Annotated in this window: 18 protein-coding genes and 1 riboswitch; of the genes, 7 read left to right on the top strand and 11 right to left on the bottom strand. The window is 45.9% G+C overall.

Features of this window, described 5'->3' with window-relative positions:
* Positions 1-75: 75 nt before the first annotated feature.
* From mmsB to M3636_RS00665, 6 genes are all read right to left on the bottom strand, one after another.
* On the bottom strand, positions 76-1239 hold the full coding sequence (gene mmsB / locus M3636_RS00690; RefSeq protein WP_251380961.1) for a multiple monosaccharide ABC transporter permease: 1164 nt from the start codon (positions 1237-1239) through the stop codon (positions 76-78).
* Positions 1214-2773, bottom strand: coding sequence for a multiple monosaccharide ABC transporter ATP-binding protein (gene mmsA, locus M3636_RS00685; protein WP_128103189.1), 1560 nt, complete (start codon positions 2771-2773; stop codon positions 1214-1216). Before mmsA ends, mmsB begins: the two co-directional genes overlap by 26 nt.
* Before the next feature lie 21 nt (positions 2774-2794).
* Positions 2795-3880: a multiple monosaccharide ABC transporter substrate-binding protein gene (chvE, locus tag M3636_RS00680; protein WP_128103190.1), complete on the bottom strand. Its 1086-nt coding sequence runs from the start codon at positions 3878-3880 to the stop codon at positions 2795-2797.
* A 325-nt stretch (positions 3881-4205) separates the two neighbouring features.
* A complete protein-coding gene (locus M3636_RS00675; RefSeq protein WP_251380960.1) occupies positions 4206-5459 on the bottom strand; it encodes a response regulator in 1254 nt (417 codons plus the stop codon).
* Positions 5456-7330 (bottom strand): cache domain-containing sensor histidine kinase, encoded by a 1875-nt coding sequence (locus tag M3636_RS00670; protein WP_251382461.1) that lies wholly within the window; start codon positions 7328-7330, stop codon positions 5456-5458. Before M3636_RS00670 ends, M3636_RS00675 begins: the two co-directional genes overlap by 4 nt.
* A 91-nt stretch (positions 7331-7421) precedes the next feature.
* Entirely contained in the window at positions 7422-8429 is a 1008-nt protein-coding gene (locus M3636_RS00665) for a substrate-binding domain-containing protein (RefSeq protein ID WP_251380959.1), read from the bottom strand.
* A gap of 206 nt (positions 8430-8635) precedes the next feature.
* On the opposite strand from M3636_RS00665, the gene M3636_RS00660 reads away from it, so the two are divergent.
* Positions 8636-9220 carry a LysE family translocator gene (locus tag M3636_RS00660; RefSeq protein WP_251380958.1) on the top strand — a complete coding sequence of 195 codons (585 nt, stop codon included), beginning with the start codon at positions 8636-8638 and terminating at the stop codon, positions 9218-9220.
* A gap of 15 nt (positions 9221-9235) precedes the next feature.
* Positions 9236-10012, top strand: coding sequence for an AraC family transcriptional regulator (locus M3636_RS00655; RefSeq protein ID WP_251380957.1), 777 nt, complete (start codon positions 9236-9238; stop codon positions 10010-10012).
* 56 nt (positions 10013-10068) lie between these two features.
* Here the strand turns inward: M3636_RS00655 and M3636_RS00650 are convergent, their stop codons facing one another.
* Positions 10069-10632 carry a hypothetical protein gene (locus M3636_RS00650; protein WP_128103195.1) on the bottom strand — a complete coding sequence of 188 codons (564 nt, stop codon included), beginning with the start codon at positions 10630-10632 and terminating at the stop codon, positions 10069-10071.
* A gap of 174 nt (positions 10633-10806) precedes the next feature.
* Positions 10807-12240, bottom strand: a complete 1434-nt coding sequence (locus M3636_RS00645) for a glycoside hydrolase family 1 protein (RefSeq protein WP_251380956.1) — start codon at positions 12238-12240, stop codon at positions 10807-10809.
* A 100-nt stretch (positions 12241-12340) separates the two neighbouring features.
* Here M3636_RS00645 and M3636_RS00640 point away from each other — a divergent pair, with 100 nt between their 5' ends.
* The 3 genes from M3636_RS00640 (at position 12341) to M3636_RS00630 (ending at position 14875) form a co-directional block, all read left to right on the top strand.
* Positions 12341-13288: a helix-turn-helix transcriptional regulator gene (locus M3636_RS00640; RefSeq protein ID WP_251380955.1), complete on the top strand. Its 948-nt coding sequence runs from the start codon at positions 12341-12343 to the stop codon at positions 13286-13288.
* A gap of 89 nt (positions 13289-13377) precedes the next feature.
* Positions 13378-14193, top strand: a complete 816-nt coding sequence (locus M3636_RS00635; RefSeq protein ID WP_251380954.1) for a class I SAM-dependent methyltransferase — start codon at positions 13378-13380, stop codon at positions 14191-14193.
* Positions 14194-14257: 64 nt separating this feature from the next.
* Entirely contained in the window at positions 14258-14875 is a 618-nt protein-coding gene (locus M3636_RS00630) for a hypothetical protein (RefSeq protein WP_251380953.1), read from the top strand.
* A 145-nt stretch (positions 14876-15020) separates the two neighbouring features.
* Here the strand turns inward: M3636_RS00630 and M3636_RS00625 are convergent, their stop codons facing one another.
* Both M3636_RS00625 and M3636_RS00620 read right to left on the bottom strand, forming a co-directional pair.
* The gene (locus M3636_RS00625) at positions 15021-15815 is read right to left on the bottom strand and encodes a hypothetical protein (protein ID WP_251380952.1); all 795 of its coding nucleotides are present in this window, start codon (positions 15813-15815) and stop codon (positions 15021-15023) included.
* A 101-nt stretch (positions 15816-15916) separates the two neighbouring features.
* Positions 15917-16333: a hypothetical protein gene (locus M3636_RS00620; RefSeq protein ID WP_251380951.1), complete on the bottom strand. Its 417-nt coding sequence runs from the start codon at positions 16331-16333 to the stop codon at positions 15917-15919.
* A 303-nt stretch (positions 16334-16636) separates the two neighbouring features.
* Positions 16637-16718, top strand: a riboswitch (ZMP/ZTP riboswitch).
* 60 nt (positions 16719-16778) lie between these two features.
* Here M3636_RS00620 and M3636_RS00615 point away from each other — a divergent pair.
* Together M3636_RS00615 and M3636_RS00610 are read left to right on the top strand one after the other, a co-directional pair.
* The gene (locus tag M3636_RS00615; RefSeq protein ID WP_251380950.1) at positions 16779-17375 is read left to right on the top strand and encodes a DJ-1/PfpI family protein; all 597 of its coding nucleotides are present in this window, start codon (positions 16779-16781) and stop codon (positions 17373-17375) included.
* 48 nt (positions 17376-17423) lie between these two features.
* Positions 17424-17843 (top strand): hypothetical protein, encoded by a 420-nt coding sequence (locus M3636_RS00610; protein ID WP_251380949.1) that lies wholly within the window; start codon positions 17424-17426, stop codon positions 17841-17843.
* Between the two features lie 137 nt (positions 17844-17980).
* Here the strand turns inward: M3636_RS00610 and M3636_RS00605 are convergent, their stop codons facing one another.
* Entirely contained in the window at positions 17981-19261 is a 1281-nt protein-coding gene (locus tag M3636_RS00605) for an XRE family transcriptional regulator (protein WP_251380948.1), read from the bottom strand.
* Between the last annotated feature and the right edge of the window lie 4 nt (positions 19262-19265).

Raw genomic sequence — 19265 nt, 5'->3', positions numbered from 1 at the left:
GTATTCATACATATAACACACGATTAGATTGAGCATCGGTTTATAACCCCGACATCAGCTATAACCATTTTACACTTAGGCAGCTCTTTTATTTTTGTTATAGATATCAAACGCAACGGCGAGCAGCAGCACGAGACCTTTGATCCCCTGTTGCCAGTCAATACCGAGACCAATCAAGGACATTCCGTTATTGAGTACACCCATAACCAGACCGCCGATGATGGCGCCGAAGACAGTCCCAATGCCTCCGGAAGCTGAGGCTCCACCGATGAAGCAGGCAGCAATCGCATCCAGCTCAAAGTTGGTACCTGCCCTTGGTGTAGCTGCATTCAGACGCGCGGCGAAGATTAAGCCTGATACTGCCGCAAGTGTGCCCATGTTTACAAATACCCAGAACGTTACTTTCTTCGTTTTGACGCCTGACAGACCTGCTGCCTTCTCATTACCTCCAAGAGCATATACGTGACGGCCCATCACCGTACGGTTCATGATGAATGAGTAGACAACGATCAAGACAAACAGCAGCACCAATATATTCGGAATACCTGCGTAACTTGCAAGCACCAAGGTGAACAGGTTCGTTACCACTGCAACCACAATCAACTTAAGCAGGAAGAGTCCCTGAGATACAACTTGGAAGCCGTATTTGCGCTGTGAACGACGTTCACGTAGTTCATTGAAGATGTACCACAAGGTAAGCAGAATCCCCACAATAATGGACACCAATCCAAGCCCCGAGAATTGAATATCCGGTAGAAAGCCTGAACTTATTTTCTGGAATCCACCTGGAAAAGGAGAAATTGATTGACCCTCTAGCACAATCATCGTCAACCCGCGGAACAACAGCATCCCCGCGAGAGTTACAATAAAGGCGGGAATTCGCACATATGCGATCCAGAAGCCCTGCCACGCACCAATCAAGGCTCCTACCAGCAAAGACGCAATCACCGCAAGCCATGCCGGAAGCTGCCAATCGACCATCATAATGGCTGCAACTGCACCAACAAAGGCTGCAATGGAACCAACCGATAGATCAATATGACCAGTAATGATGACCAGCACCATGCCGATGGCCAGTACTAGAATGTAGCTGTTTTGCAAAATTAGATTGGTTATATTGATGGGCTTAAGTAACAACCCATTGGTAAGTACCTCAAACAAAAGCATAATGACGACTAAAGCAATGATCATACCATATTGGCGAATGTTACCTTTAAACAGTTTCGTTATTGATTCCATGCTTCCCGCCTCCAGACTTGGTCATATATCTCATCAACGTTTCCTGCGATGCTTCTTCACGACTAACTTCTCCGGTCATTCTTCCAGCATTCATCACGTAGATCCGGTCACAGAGGCCAAGAACCTCCGGCAGTTCGGATGAAATAACCAGTACACCTTTACCTTCAGCGGCGAGACGATGGATGATGGTATAGATTTCAAACTTGGCTCCCACGTCGATGCCGCGTGTTGGTTCATCCAGAATGAGAATATCTGGTCCGGCAAAAATCCATTTGCTCAGCACCACCTTTTGTTGATTGCCCCCACTAAGGTTACCGGTCTTCTGCAAAATATTAGGTGCCTTGATGTTCATACTCTTTTTCATCTCTTCCGCTACGAGCACTTCTTCATGCTCATTCACAACCGCATTTTTCGTTAGTTTGTTGAGGCCTGTCAGCGAGATATTGCGTTTGATATCGTCCATCAAAATAAGCCCGTATTCCTTGCGATCCTCGGTGACATAAGCAAACCCATTTTGAATAGCCTCGGTAACACTATTGTTTTGGATGGGCTTGCCATCCTTTATGAGTTGTCCTGATATATTGCGTCCATACGATTTGCCGAATATACTCATGGCAAGTTCGGTACGTCCAGCGCCCATTAGCCCCGCAATACCCACAATCTCACCACGTCTAATATTCATGTTGATCTGATCCAGTACTTTTCGTTCAGCATGTTGCTCGTGGTACACGGTCCAATCCTTCACTTCCAGAACGATGTCGCCAATGGTTGCATGACGCTCAGGATAACGGCTCGTGAGATCCCGTCCGACCATTCCACTAATGATCCGGTCTTCTGTAACCTGATCTTTTCTCATATCCAGCGTCTCAATGGTCTTGCCATCCCTCAATATGGTTACGGCATCCGACACTTTGGAGACCTCATTAAGCTTGTGAGAGATGAGAATGCAGGCGATGCCCTGCTTCTTGAATTCCAGCATCAATTGCAGCAGGTTTTCACTGTCGTCCTCGTTCAATGCAGCCGTGGGCTCATCCAGAATAAGCAGGCGGACCTTTTTGGAGAGTGCTTTGGCAATCTCAACCAGCTGTTGTTTCCCCACCCCGATGCTGGATACCAGCGTATTCGGATCTTCACTTAAACCTACTTTGCTTAACAGTTCACGCGTACCTACAAACGTTTCCTTCCAATTAATAATTCCTTTGCTTGCACGTTCATTGCCCAAATATATATTCTCAGCTATGGAAAGATAGGGGATCAGAGCTAACTCCTGATGAATAATGACGATCCCCAGATCTTCACTCTGCTTGATGTCTTTAAACTCGCACGGTTTGCCTTGAAATAAAATATCCCCTTCATACGTGCCATAGGGGTACACACCGCTAAGCACCTTCATGAGTGTCGATTTGCCTGCCCCATTTTCGCCGCATATCGAATGAATCTCACCCTCACGAATTTGCAGATTGACATTTTCCAGTGCTTTGACGCCAGGGAATGTTTTGGTAATATTTTTCATTTCCAGAATAATTCCGGCCATGGGATATGCTCCTTTCGTTCCTTATTTCAAGCCGATTTCTTCCTTCGTGTAATACTTACTGCCAACAATATCCTGCTCTACATTGGTTCGGTCCACAGAGATGGGATCAAGAAGATATGCCGGAACTATCTTAATTCCGTTGTTATATGATTTCGTATCATTCACTTCCGCCTGTTCACCTTGCAAAATGCTATTAGCCATTTCCACCGTTTGCTCCGCCAGTTTCCGTGTATCCTTGAATACCGTCTGTGTCTGCTCCCCGGCAACAATGGACTTGATTGAAGCAAGCTCGGCATCCTGCCCTGTTATCACAGGTAATGGCTTGTTTGTTGTTCCGTAACCGATCCCTTTCAAGGACGAGATAATTCCGATACTAATGCCATCATATGGAGATAGGACTGCATCGAGGTTGTCACCAGAGTAATAGGCACTGAGAAGATTATCCATGCGTGACTGTGCAAGTGCACCGTCCCAGCGTAAGGTGGCGATCTGTGCCATCGTCATCTGTTTACTACGAACAACCAGCTTGCCGGAATCCATGTAAGGCTTCAGTACAGACATTGCACCGTCGAAGAAAAAGTAGGCGTTATTGTCGTCCGGCGATCCGCCAAACAGTTCAATGTTATATGGCCCCTTCCCTTCCTTAAGCCCAAGCTTCTGCTCGATGTAGGAGGCCTGGAGCACACCCACCTTAAAGTTATCGAACGTGGCATAATACGTCAGATATGGGGTGTTTCTAATGAGCCTGTCATACGAAATGACCTGTATCCCTTCATCATGCGCTTTCTTGATCACATCGGTTAGTGTGTTGCCATCCACAGATGCGATGACCATCACATCCACGCCCTTCGTGATCATGTTCTCAATCTGTGAAATCTGATTTTCGACCACATCCTCAGCATACTGAAGATCGGTTTTATAACCTTGCTCCTGGAACAGTCGTACCATGTTCTCTCCGTCCCCAACCCATCGTTCCGATGATTTGGTCGGCATCGAGATACCGACATAACCTTTTTCCTTGCTGCCCAGATCACTTTCAGCTAGATTACAAGCCGAGAGCATCAAGGCCATCACCAGAAGCCAGATCCATATCGCTCCTTTTTTCATATGAAGTTCCCCTTTCCTCAGATCATACGATTGTTCACAATAGCTGAGATAACGCTTACAACGAATGAAGTGTAGTATGTGCCTTGTCACTTCCTGTTCGAGAATTATCGTAGCATTTCAGCAGCAGGCAGGTCTTTGCAGGTTTTCAACCTTTTTTATAAAAATTTAACTTTTGATGGAAGTGAAAAAGAAGCCATCGTTATATTGTTGGAATCTTGCAAAACAATCTACAAGGTAAAACAAAAACAAAAAAGACATGTTCCACTTCACTTCACCGAAGTAGAACATGTCCTTGTGATCGCTAATCATGTTTTAACTTTCAAAATCACTGTACCGAAGAACGATCGCCCGTTCCTCCGTCCTTTCGATACTGAGCCGGCGAGATGCCCATCGCTTTCTTAAATGCAGTACTGAAATAGTGCTGCGTGTCATAACCTACCCGCTCCGCAATCGTATGAATGGGTAGCGTTGTTGAGTCAAGCAGTTGCACAGCCTTGCGAATGCGAGCTTGTGTGACGAGTGTAACGAAGGAGTTGTCCAGCTCTTTCTTAAGCACTCGGCTAAGGTATACAGCGGACACTTGCAGTCTAGAAGCGAGCGACTCCAGCGTTAGCTCCCGCTCCGCGTATTCTTCCTGAATGAGTTGTCTTGCTCTGCGAACTAGCGGAGACAACCGAACTTCTCCATAGACCCGCTCACGGCAAAGACGATACGTATCCGGGGTTTCCTCTAGTGTTCCTGAATGAAGCTCTACATGGGCATGAATGGCGATATTTAAGCAAGAAGTGATCTGTTGTTCTAACAGCGTAGCGATTTCCTCCGGGGCTTCTTGCCACACACATATGCCGATTAAACCGCTGGCGTCCCGAAATAAGACATGTGGGCAGTCTTCCAGCAGTTCACTAATAATATTCTCCACAGCATAAAGGAACAGTTGACGATCATTCTCTCTCATGACGTTCTTGCGCGCTTCAGCGGCAGGCCAACGCACAGCTCCAATCTGTACAGGTGGCGTGGAAGGCAGACGCAGAAAGGTAAGTTGCTCCATCAGATCTCTCTCTCCAATCTGCCCTTCAAGCCATTCCAGACAGAAGCGCTGTCGTAACAGCGGAATGTTGCGCTCAATCTGATCGGCTGCCTGTCTTACGTAGGCTGTCCGCTGGTATTCTTCATCCAACCGCTGACGCAGGCGCCCAAGTGCAGCGTACAATTGCTCAGCTTCAACGGGCTTCAGAATATAATCCTCCACCCCCAGACGAACAGCCTCTTGCGCATACGCAAATTCATCATGTCCCGAAATGATCAAATAACGACATCTTGGACACGTTTGCTGAAGAGCCCGAATCAGTCCGATTCCGTTCAGAAATGGCATATTCATATCAACTAGTACGACATCAACATGCAAATCGACCACACGTTCCAGTGCTTCCTCACCATCCTCGGCTTCACCAACAACTTCCATGCCGAGAGTGGCCCAGTCAATTGCATCCCGAATGCCCTCCCGAATGATTGGTTCATCATCCGCAATCAGCACTCGGTATTTTGGGGTTATCGCTGTTGGATCCATAGGCTCCTTCATTCCGTCTCCTGCCTCTCTTCATTATTAAGTCGCTGCGCTGGTGGGAGTGATGGCAGCTCTCGCATCAGCGGATGAACAATAGTTACACAAGTTCCCTCGCCTTCCCGGCTTGATAGTTCGATTCCGTATTCATCACCGAAGGACAGTCGTAATCGGGCTTGTACGTTCAACATCCCATAGCTTTTACCGGTCATGCTCGGAGAGGCTGACTCCAAGCTCTCTAGGGGAACATCAAGCAATTCTACCATTTCTGCAAGTCGTTCCGCGGACATTCCCGCTCCATCGTCTTCCACCATAAGAAGTAATTTGCCACGTTCTACCCTGGCCTCCACACGGATCAGGCCTGGCCCGCGACGTCCTTTGATCCCATGGTAGATTGCGTTCTCCACCAATGGTTGAAGCAATAACTTCAACATGTACAGGTTCTGCAGTTCCTCAGGAACATTCAGTGTGTACTGCAGTCGATCACGATATCGTGTCTGCTGAATCTGCAGGTAACTGCTAATATGCTCAAGCTCGGAACGCAGCGGAATGTAGTCCTGACCTTTACTAAGCCCAATTCGAAATAGTCGAGACAGCGCACCCACCATGCCCGATACATCATCTGCACCCTCTTTGCGAGCCATCCAGTGAATCGTATCCAGTGTATTGTATAAAAAATGGGGTTTAATATGCTCCTGCAAACTGCGCATCTCCGCTTCCCGCTTCTGTCGCTCCCGTAGTTCATTCAGCGATATGAGCTGCCGAATCTGTATGAGCATTCGATTAAAGCTGTTCCCCAGCATGCCAATCTCATCGGCACGATCACTCCAGCGACCTGCTCTAAGATTGCCCGTCTCTGCTCTACGCATATAAGACATTAAACGAAAAATAGGCTGAGCAATAGAACGTGAGAACCACAAAGAGGCACTTAAACCAAACAAACACACTACAAATACAAAACTGACTACATAAAATTGTATCTGGCGTACCTCCGTAATGGACTCCCTTGTTGGAAATACCCCTACGGTTCTCCACCCGGTAAAGGTGGAGGACTGATACATGAATAACAAAGTGCCACCATCTGTCTCGGCGGTAAATGTCCCGCTGTCCTCGGAGGGAAACCAATCCGCAGGGATATCTTCAATCAGGGGATGTTGAGGCTTATACACGCTCTGTCCCTCTGCATCCGTTACCATGACGTACCCGGATTTACCCAAGGTTACGTTGCGTGCGGCCTGCGAGACAGATCTCAGCTTGAGATCAATCATGATGACTCCTCGAACACGTCCCGATTCTTCATCTGTAATGGAGCGTGCAACCGATACAATCTCATCATCCTTGTAGCGAACATGCGTCGTAATATTACGCTCTTTAGGCTGACCAAGTACAGTAAAAATGCCTGGATGAGCTGAAGCTTCGCGGTACCATGCCTCTTCGGTCAGCCCCTGCTCCGTCCGGGGATACATCTCATTACTAATATAGTCCCCGCTGCCATTGACGAGCACGATGCCAGCGATTTCCGGGTACAGCGTTGTGAATCCCTGTAAGGTTTGTTTGATGTCATACAGTTGCTGCTGCTCCAATTGGGCACTCTGATCACTCTCTGCGTTGCTTATCGAACCCAGATCCTCATCCACATCCGAAGGAGTATTTCCGTGCATAAATGCATCGATATCCGGGTCAAATGCTATCAAGTAGGTCATATTCTGCAAATTTTCCATTTTGGTGTTCAGACCTTCATTCACTTTGCCAATAAGCTGCATCGTATGCCCCTCAACTTGTCTCTCCACCACCCGCTCTACCGTCCAGTTCACGAGCAATCCGAGTCCAACGGAAGGTACAATAGCAAATAACAAAAACAGCAGCATCAACTGGTAGCGAAGCGGCATGTTACGCAGCCATAACCGCTTAATACCGTTTCGGAGCGAAGAGCGCCAAGTTTGCCGACTCCAAGCACTATTTTCCTCAACATGTTCCTTGTTATTTGGCATAATAATCATCCACATTCGAGCGTGTCACCACAGAGATCCCCGTGTCTACCATTACCGGTAACGGCGCATTTTCACCAGAAGAGGATGGAGCAGGCACCGTTAACTGATGATGCAGATGGAACAAATATTGTAGCGACCAATACCCCATATTCCAAGTTCCCTGCGCAATCGTGGCTGATATCGTACCATTCTTGATCATGTCGAGTGTGACTTTGTTTGTGTCAAAAGAGATGATTTGCAGCGCATGACCTTGCCCTGCATTTTGCACAGCTTCGCCGACCCCTGCTCCACCTGTTGCCTCGGTTACAAAAATACCTGCCAATTGCGGATGAGCCTTCATCATCCTTAACGTCTCTTCTCTAGATATCACCGCATCTCCGTGTCCATCTGCAATTTCAACGACCTTCATGGACGGATATCGTTCCTGAATCGTATCCCGGAACCCCTTCGTCCGCTCTTCATGATTTTGTTGTCCGGGTAGGGTCAGAACGGCAACCTCTCCCTCACGCCCCAATAACTCAGCCATTTTATCCGCTGCCGTTACACCAGACTTGTAGTTATCCGTCCCGAGGAAGGAATAGGCCTGGCTATCCGGAGCATCTGCATCGAACAGGATGACGGGAATGTCCGCTTCGATCGCCTTATTAATCGCCGGGATCAACGATTGCGGGTCAATGGCAGATATAGCAATCCCTGCGGGTTTACGCGCGATCGCCTGCTCAATTACGGTTGTCTGCTCCTTTGCGTCATATCGGGTAGCTCCGCGGTATTCAACAGTCACACCAAGCGTATCCGCGGCGTCCTCGAATCCTTTGAGCGGACTCTTCCAATACTCTAGCCCGGATTGGAACGTTATCATGATGTATGTCTCACCAATATCACCACGCAGTCCCCGGTTCTCCCAAGAACTGTTCGCCTGGCTGGTGTATTCAAATCTCAGAACATACAATGCAAATGCTGCAATAAGCAAAATGTATACCAACAGCATTTTCTTCATTCCGTTCACTTCCCTTAAATGGTCTGATCACCTTACACTTCGTTCTAAATTGTAAACGCAATCATTCAAAAAGAAAACCACTCTTCACTTTTGGAAATAAACTGCTGTTGCTCTCGTCGATGATTCTGCTGCAATAATGTACTATAAGCTCCCAGCCCCTCTGGCATATGATCATAGAACCATATTACTTCTAGAGGGGACTTCAGATGAATATTACATCCTTTTTGATCTATTGCATTATCGTTACCTTCACACCTGGCCCTAGCAACATTGTTATTCTATCTTCTACGCAGAAGATTGGCGCACGCAAAACGATGAACTATGTGTGGGGTGCCACACTTGCGTTCAGTCTGCTGCTTGCCGCTTCCGCCTTTCTTAATCATCTGCTCGCAGGGGTTCTACCCAGTATGGTGAAAATAATGCAGATCGTAGGTAGCCTGTACATGCTATACCTCGCTTACCAGGTGTACAAAATGGGTTCCAGTGCGGAAGCACCGAAACAGGTTACTGGTTTCCTGAATGGGTTCATCATGCAATTTCTGAATCCCAAAGTCATTCTGTTTACGTTCACCGTCATGCCTAGTTATGTATTGCCCTATTATAATAGTTCACTATCTTCGTTTATGTTCGTTATGCTCATTACACTCATTGGATTTTTGGCCTACTCCAGTTGGGTCGTGTTCGGGTCTATCTTCAGAACGTTTCTTAATCATCATCAAAAAGCAATGAGTATCCTCATGGCCCTATTTTTGTTATACTCAGCCATTATGGTATCGGGAATCATCTCGTGATCGGAGGTTAGCTTGGTGGAATTGTTTAATTACAAAAAAACAGAGGATGTGCTGGCTCTATCCGCCAGCTTTACGGATTTCACTTACAAAAAACATTGTCACGAGGAATATGCCGTAGGCGTAACCCTTCGAGGCATTCAACAATATAATCTGGATGGTCATTATCAAGCTTCTCACAAAAATGGCGTCATGTTATTTAATCGAGAGCAGACGCATGATGGTAGCTCCTATGACCGTGAAGGAATCGATTATGTCATGTTATATTTCAAGCCAGATCTGATGTCTGAGGTGCTGGGAAAGAAGGAACTACACTTCTCAACACCCATCGTTTATGACCCTGAACTTGCGCGAGCAATCCTCAGGGTAAACGATGCTGTTCAGCATGGCCGAGATGAAGCTTTATGCAGCGAGCTACTGCTCAATCTAGCAAACCTACTAGCTAGAGAAAACGAAGTAAACGTACCGCATAAAGCTACGAGCAGCCTTGTGAGTACAGCAAAAGAAATGATGTTTTACAGCATCGACGATGTGCTTAAATTAGACGATCTCTGCACCCAACTCGGCATGTCCAAATACCAATTCATTCGTGAGTTCAAAGCACAAGCTGGCATATCACCGTACCAGTTTTTCCTGAATTGCAAAGTAGAGCGCGCACGCCAATCTTTGGAGAACGATAAGGACATCTACGCTGCTGTAGCTCAGTGCGGGTTCGTCGATCTCACGCATCTTAACCGTCATTTCAAACGTTTCTTCGGCATTACCGCCTATGAATATATGAAACAACTGAATTAAGGCTTGTCTACACACTCTCGTCGTTCAGAGTTTTCAGACAAGCCCTAGTGAAGCCGTTACTTCTGTCGTCTACGGACATATATTATTGCTACAACAATAACAAGAAATAGACCTATACTACCTAGAATGAGTGGGAATAAATAATTAGGAGATGAATTCGTTGAACCTGAGTCATCTTCAGTGACCCACTCTCCTGCTCCTAGTAATTGTACATCTTCATCCGCTTGGGAAATGAGTTTATTACCACTGCATAGCGTCGTTTTCAGTGTATGGTCTTTTTCATCCGAGGAAGCAAATACGAGATAGGTTTCACCTTTGGTAAATTGGAAGCCACATGATGAGGAACCATGATCCAGACTATGAATCGTAACCTTCTGCCCATTCACTCCCTTCCATGCTCTTACTGCTTCAAACGTATATTTGCGATATTCGCCAAATCCGAACTGGCTTCGGGCGCCTTTTTCAGTGACCTTCCCCTCAAATACCGCCGAGTAGGTATCTAGCTTTTCTAGGGCTGTGCTGTCTACACAGCTGCAGGCATAAGCTTTCTCTCCCGGGTAGACGGTAAATCCTAACGTAACGAGGACAATGAGTATGGTTAGAAAGGATATTCGTTTCATAACTTTCCTCCATTTCCTTTTTTTCATGATTATACCATATGGTTGAGAATCTACTATCTATGTATCTCTATAGTACGGTAGAGTAACGTAACTATAGACTAATAAACCCGCCCATCCCTATTACAGGATAAGCGGGTTTCATTTTGTTATCTTATCGTCAGCCAATGAATTGAATTACAGTTGTTCACCATTGGATTCAATCACTTTTTTGTACCAGTAGAAGCTCTTCTTCGGTGTTCTGCTCAGATCACCATTGCCATCATTGTCTTTGTTGACATGGATAAAGCCATACCGTTTTTTCATTTCCCCTGTAGAAGCACTCACAAGGTCGATACATCCCCACATCGTATAAGCAATAAGGTCTACGCCATCTGCTACAGCTTCTTTCATCTGCTCGATGTGACCTTTCAGATAGTCAATCCGGTAGTCATCGTTAATGGAGCCATCTTCCTCTACCACGTCAACCGCGCCCAGACCATTCTCTACTACCATCAGCGGAACCTGATAACGGTCATACAGGTGGTTCAGCGTGTAACGCAGTCCTTTCGGATCGATCTGCCAGCCCCAGTCGGAAGCTTCCAGATACGGATTTTTAATACCGCCGAGTAGGTTGCCTTCCGCTCTTTCCAGCGTCTCATCTGCACTTTCAACCAAAGACATGTAATAGCTGAAGGAGTAGAAGTCTACGCAACCTTCGCGCAGTGTCTGTGCATCATCTGGATGCATTTCAATGTGGATACCTTGCTCCGCAAAGAAACGTTTAGCAAATCCAGGGTATGCGCCGCGAACCTGCACATCTCCACAGATCATATTCGAAATCTGATCCTTCTTCTGTGCAAGCAGCATGTCATCCGGGTTACATGTATTCGGATATGTCGTCATGAAGGCGATCATACAGCCAATTTGGAAATCAGGATTGATCTCATGAGCAAGCTTAACTGCCTTGGCACTCGCAACGAACTGATGATGCAATGCTTGGAAACGAGTCTGTGGCACATCTACTCCATCCGTCAGCGTCTCTTTGCCTTCAAATCGAATACCACCAGCCATATATGCACCAAGCGGCATTGTCAGACAGTTAATTTCATTGAACGTCAACCAGTACTTCACCTGATCCTTGTAGCGGTTGAAGAGGGTTGTACAATATCGAATGTAGAAGTCAATCAAATCACGGGATGCCCAGCCATTATACTTCTCAGTTAGACCAAATGGTGTCTCATAGTGAGAAATCGTCACGAGTGGTTCAATGTTATATTTTTTCAACTCAGCAAAGACGTTATCGTAGAACTTCAATCCTTCTTCGTTCGGCTCCAGATCGTAACCGTTAGGATAGATTCTCGACCAGTTGATGGACATACGGAACATTTTGAAGCCCATCTCAGCCATAAGTGCAATGTCCTCTTTGTAATGACCGTAAAAATCAACCGCTTCATGGCTCGGATAATACGTTCCCTCTTCCAATACAGATGTAATGCGTCGTGGAGTCGTGTGCGTACCCCCTGTCATCATATCGGAAGTGCTTGGCCCTTTGCCATCCTTATTCCATCCACCTTCAAATTGATTGGCAGCCGTAGCGCCACCCCAGAAAAATCCATCATTCATTTTCATATGTTCGTTCCTCCTCTGTTCGTCTCTATTCGTTTAGCAACACTATATATCTAGTCTAACATCCATACCCTGACACCTTCTGTCATGGTATAATCACAACATGGAAAATAACCGACTATTCAGAATGCTACTGTTGTTATTGGAGAAAAAGAAATCGACTGCGCCTGAACTGGCACGGCTGTTTGAAATATCGGTGCGCACCGTGTACCGCGACATTGATCGATTAAGTGCGGCAGGCATTCCCGTGTATACCACAACCGGTAAACATGGCGGTGTACATCTCATGGACAACTATGTCATGGATAAGTCGCTTCTATCTGAAGATGATCAGAATGAGATTTTATTAGGTCTTTATAGCGTGAGTGCCATCCCGCATCTGAACAGCGCACATATGTTGAAACGGCTAACCGCCATGTTTGACCATGAGCTGGACTGGATTGAATTTGATTTTTCCCCTTGGGGTAGTATTCCCATGCAAGAGAGAGAACTATTTAATCAGGTGAAGCTCGCCATCCTAAGCAAGCAGCTCATGACATTTCATTATGTCGATTCAGAAGGCGAGTCTAGTATAGAAACGATTGAACCGATCAAGTTAATTTTCAAAAACAATACTTGGTACTTCAAAGGCTATGACCGGAATCGCCCTCACCACACCGAAGCCCAGACGTATAAAATGAAACGCATATCTGAACTCAAGCTGCGATCCACGCTTATGGACGAGAACACAACGATTGAGGGCTCGGGCACAAAAGACCACATTGCCAACACGCCTATTTCGTTAAAGCTACAATTCTCAAGCGCAATTGCGTACCGAGCCTATGATTATTTTGACCCCTCCCGGATTGAGAAGCTGCCTGATGGTAGATTGCTTGTGTCGCTAGAGATTCATGAGGGCGAACGCTTATATTTTTTCCTTATGTCATTCGGTGCTGAACTCACGATTCTGGAGCCAACGTATATCCGGCAGGAACTGCTCCATCGCCATCGCATGGCTGTCGCAAATTTGCAGGGACAATGCACCGATCAATCCAGTCTAGATCCGGAATGAATGGTATACTGTAAGAGATTGGGTTGGAAACATTGTAGTTGATTATGTTGTGGTATCTCATCCATCTATTCTCAGAAGGAGGTTTGTCCATGCAAGACATCAGACGTAACAATGTAGATCGATTTACCGGCTTTGGTGCGTTATACGACCAAAATCGCCCTTCTGCTCCCACCGAAGTTGTAGAGATTCTAACGACGTACTTAGGTCATAAACCGCGTATGGTCGCAGATGTAGGCTGCGGAACAGGGTTATCCTCATGGATCTGGCTTCATGAAGCAGATCGTATTATCGGATTTGAACCAAGTGATGATATGCGGGCAGTAGCCGAGTCCAAATGGGAGTCTGCAGGCAAACCGGATAACCTCCGATTTGTGTCTGGCTTATCGCATGAGCTTGGCTTACCTGACGACAGTGTAGACATACTGACCTGCTCACAATCCTTTCATTGGATGGAGCCTCAGTCCACGCTCTCCGAGTTCGCTCGTGTTTTGCGACCGGGAGGCATCTTCGCCGCTTACGACTGCGACTGGCCTCCAATGCTGGATTGGCAGCTGGAACAGGCATACCAGCAATTAGTGCTCACTGCAGACAACCGCGCATTGCAACTATCCAGTCCAGAGAGTCAGGCTTATAAATGGAGCAAAGACGGACATTTAGGGCAGATTCAGCAATCGGGATTGTTTCGCTATGTTCGTGAGATTGTATTCCACCATCGCGAAACATTCGACGCAGAGCGGTATGTCAATCTGGCTCTTAGTCAAGGTGGATTGCAAACTGCTCTGAAGCTTGGCGCAGATGAGGTTCGGACTGCCGCAGATGAGTTCAGACAACTGGCAGTGAAGGTATTCGATGGGCATGACAGATCAGCTTTATTTTCGTATCGCATGCGCCTGGGCATCTTATAGTATTCATGAACGAGAATACGTAAAATTATGTACAGATCTGAATTCATAAGGAGGTGTGTACAACATGCAGCAATTGGAGCAGGATCGCACCTTCATTGTGAATACGTTGGAGGCTTATTTTGACACCCCACATCGGGATATCCTGATGTCTCATCCTGCCAAAACGGCTGAGGATGATTATGGTGTACCTCATGAGATGCAAGTGGGTGAGGTCGATGAAGAGGGCTGGGTTCGTTGGAGGATGATCCCTTCCACGGTGACTGAAGAGCAGGTTCGAAGATTGGAACAATTGCATAATCTTCCGCTTCCGGTTCCCCCATTGTATTTGGCCTACCTTACAACCCGGCATGTCCTAAATGTGTATCTGCGCTATGACCACTTCATGGTTGGGCTCCCAGACTTGCCATCAGACAATCCATTGCGGAGTTTACATACGTTATGGGAAACATGGCAGCCCTTGATTGCGCAGGGGTATATTCCTTTTGCAACCTATGCAGATGATGCAGGGCCCGTGTGTTGGGATACTCAGAATCCCACTGAGGATCATGATTATGCCGTTGTTTGGTTTGACCACGAGGCTCTGGTTGGCCAGCCATCATGGACTCGTACACAGCTTGCTCCATTCGCACAGCCTTTGTTTCCTTCATTTCGAATGATGCTAACCTCGCTACATTCATCATAAATCGAACGGATGACGTGGCTATGCAGCCTTATATCGAGCAAGGCTAATTGATATAGTGAACACAGCTTCATTTTCTGTTTGTTCTAAGACAAATCCCCGAATGCTCTCTTCCTGCTGAAAGAGAACATCCGGGGACCATTATTTTTTAGGAGGAGAACAGCTTATTCATCTGATCTTCCTGCACATTCAAAGCGAGCACTAACTTCGAAGGATCTTGCTTGGAATATATGACGTTAATGATGTGCCCTTGTTGTACCTGTGGCAGTGCCGAAGATAGTAGCTCTTTTTGCGTTGTAACGTTAAATGTCTCTCCATTCGTCTTCGTCACACTTAGTGTAAGCTGTAGCTTCACTTTCCCTTCGCTTGCTCCCCCTAGTGGAGTAACATCGAGGATTTTGGCCATCGCTTTCTCGCCTGTACGAGCGATATCCATCATCTCAGGAGCCACGCCCTCCTTGATCATTTTCTCATTCAGTAATTCCTGCATATCCTGCTGCGATAATTGTCCATTCAAGTCCAACCCGACCTTACGTTCATCCTTCTCCGAAACAAGCAATGGAATGAAGCTGCCTGGCTGGAACTGCGCCATCGAAGTCAACGGAATGATCGTTTTGAACGTTGTATCGTACTTCTCATGACCTTTACGGGAGACGGTCACACTGATACGTACTTCAGGTTGCTCGTTAATATATGTACCCGTCTGTTGTACACTTGTAATGACTCCAAGGGCAGGTATGCCTGTCTTCACACGGCTTCTGCCGAACATAGCGCTTAGAATTGCAGGGACAAAAATCAACGCAAATCCCGTATAAATCGCAGGTCTATACCACCAAGCCTGCATCGTAATAAACGGATCATTCCACAACTTTTCCGCCAAGAATGGCGAGAATCCAACACCAAATACAAGTAATAACCCAATAAGTCTCAAAAATCCTACCATCAGAAACACCCTTCCCATATCTAAATCTAGTTGTTAAACGTACTTTTGATCTTTGTTTATACTTCAATAAAATCTACTTACTCCTTAATGACTTCCATACATTAGACCGATATTAATCCCATATAGATCAATTCTGTCGGGTTTGCCGGGTTCTGTCCCAGCCCCACTTGATCACCTACACGAGGAATCTGCATTTTGGATACCAGTGTTTCCAGTGTTCGCTGATATTGCTTCCCATTTGTCTCCGTCACATCAATCACAATTATAACGATGGGGTCAAAATTAATTAGTTTACCGGTATCCGTAATCTTTAACACTGTAGCCGTGGCAGTCAGAGGTAGTGAACCCGTTGCCGCCCATTGTGCTTGCTTCGCCGTATCTAAACTCTGATTAATCGCCTCTCGATGTGCCTTTGGAACCAACCCCTTCATCATCATACCTGTAAGTCCTTTATTCATCATGTTGTCCGCTTTCGCAATCGCATCTTCCTGCTTGTTCTTTCTACTAAACCATCCCATGATAAGCACCTCTTTTGTTTGTGTTATTTGTTATATATTAAGTATAAACATAACAACCCGTGCTTGAATACACTTCTAGGCACATACAAAAGAAACGACGAATGTGGAGATTCTATCCTTTAACTCATCGCTTATATGGTGAACATATTGAAGATTTCCACAATAAAATGAGGCTATATTCAACTTCATTTCATGTTTTAGAGCAATTTTTTGTGCTCATCCTCTAAACGAGAGGGAATTTATATATTATTTTTATATATATTTACAAACAAAACGAAGGTCATGTATACTTAGCAGCAAATATCATGTATGTGTGACTGGCGTAGAAGTGGAGCAAACCACGAGGAAGCACATATTTCATATGCCGTACGCCTGGGCTAAGTGTTTGATCTAATGATCAAACACTTTTATTCATTTTATATGAGATGAAAGGACGGGATCAGCAATGAAAATGGCATTTGTGATATTTGATGGAATGACAAGTATGGATTTCGTTGGATTTTATGAAGCTGTGACCTGGCTATCCATACTAAAAGCAAAGGAAGACGTATCATGGACGTTCTGTGCGGACAAAGCAGAGATTACGGATGATCGTGGACTGAAAATGAAATCCGATGCAGTGCAGCCTAATCTGGGGGATTATGATCTCGTATTTTTCCCTGGCGGATTATCCACCAGAACGCTTCGATTCGACGAGAATTTTATGGATTGGATTCGAACGGCGGAGCCTGTATCGTATAAAATTTCTGTATGCACAGGGGCTTTATTGATGGGTGCGGCTGGTTTTTTGAATGGAAAAAGGGCTACTACTAACTCATCCGCATATGAGCTACTAGCTCCCTACTGTGCGGAAGTCATATCTGCGCGCGTCGTACGTGATGGTCATACAATCACAGGCGCCGGTGTTACAGCCTCCATTGACCTGGGATTATACTTGGTTGAAATGCTGACAAATACAGAGACTGTACTTCAAGTTCAGCAGAAGCTAGAGTATCCATACTACCAAGCAGGTAAACTTCAAGATGTATACATGCCCACTTGACCCTAGGAGGACAAGATTAAGTCAATGGAATAAACGAGGAGGAGCAACATGAAGAAATTATGTTTACTTGTACTTCTGTTACTCAGCGGGCTTGCCGTTACGGCTTGTAACGAACCTCAAATCGAGAAGCTGACCACCAAAACGTTACAACAATTCTACCCAGGGGATATGGCAAAAGTAGATTCTATTGAGATTACGGATGGTAGCTCAGGCGTAAGAAAAGTATTCTCTAACAAAGAACAGATCCAAGAATGGATCAATCAAGTAAAGGACATGACCTTCGTGCCTGATTCAAACCAAGAAGACAGAAGTGGCTTTCTGTACGCGGTATCTTTGCTGGAAAACAATGAGATTAAGCTAGGATTTACTCCAAGTTCACAGGGTGGGCATTATTATATCCACAACGAAGAATTAACAACACAAATTCAAAGTTTATTAGCGAACGGGAACCTCTCCAAAAATGATTAATAGGAACGTAGATCATGAAAGCTATAGTAAAAAAACTCATCCACAGCACGACAAGCATAGGACAGTCAAAGGTTATTGCCCAAGCTGCCCTATACTTTTTTTATTGATCGATCAGAGCGATAACTCGAAGAGAAACCCTATTTATTACGCAACAGATAAACCAGCTTCTTATAATATATCGCCGCTTCTTTGTACTTTCGCTGATCCTCTGACACAACAGCTAGCCCTTCATACAAATGCTCCAGCCTTAGGAAATGCTGTGCGGATTCGAAATAAGGTAAACATGCCAAAGCTCGCTCCATAAATACACTTTGATTCCCATGTGCTAGCGCAAGCTGGCTTTGATAAAAGACTCCGCTCATCTGTTGATCCTGTGTCGTCGCACAGTGCAACAGATGATCCACACTTAGCGCAAGCATGCCCCAATCTTTGCGTGCCAGGGCGATTTCACAGCGATAAATGAGAATGAGCGGCTTCATACCGTGCTGCGTTTCTTCTGATTCCTGTTGCAACAGCGACTCGAATCTTTCAATTTCAGTCATGGCCTGATCCAGCTCACCTGATATCGTCAGCATGACGATCCGATTGTTCGCAATAGCGGTCATCAGCTCCCCCTGATTGCTGGTGTACACCAAGTTTGCCTCCGCCATCGTCAGCGCTGAGAGCGCCTCTTGCACAAGCCCCATGGTGAAGCAATATCCACTATAAGCTACATACAGTCCAGATAAACGATGAAATAATCGCTGATCTACAACATGACGCATCGTCTGCTCGAACACCTGCTTGGCCTCTTCATACTGTCTGACCTGAATGTACGCTTCCATCTTGATGTTCTGCATTGACAACCAAAACTCGCTTCCTTGAAGAAGCAACGAACTAAGGCGAGTCGCGTGTGTAAGAACCTCCACAAAAGCATGTTTAGAACGATAATATTGTATTTTGTAATATAACAATGCCTTGTATAATGGGCGCGGTAGATCCGAATCATCCGGACGACCGTACTTCTCCAGATAGAAGTTCAGATATGAGCTATGTATATATTCATGTGCTGACGCATCATTTAATTGCTGGTAATAGACCGCCTTCATTAAGGCAGTGGTTAACTCCACCGTAAGTGTATCATCACGGTCATCCAGTGCATGCACCTGCTCCTCTGGGATCGCCGAGGCGGCAACAGACAATCGGTCAAAGATCGCTTCGGCACGCGAAAGTGTCTCTTCATCCTGCGCAGCAGCAAGTAATAAGTACGATGGCTGTACCCCTAACCGCTCTGCGATGGCTTCTGCCAAGTCTTCAGGAAGTGCGTAGCGTTCTGCCAAAATATTAGCAAAGTGTGCCTGGGTAACCAGGCCATCCACCAGATCCTTGCGCGAGATTTGTTTCTTTTTACTTAGAAATTCAATTCGTTCCTTGAGCATAATT

Source organism: Paenibacillus sp. MER 99-2 (assembly GCF_023714095.1).
Classification (GTDB): domain Bacteria; phylum Bacillota; class Bacilli; order Paenibacillales; family Paenibacillaceae; genus Paenibacillus.
This window is presented reverse-complemented; position numbering and strand designations above follow the sequence as displayed.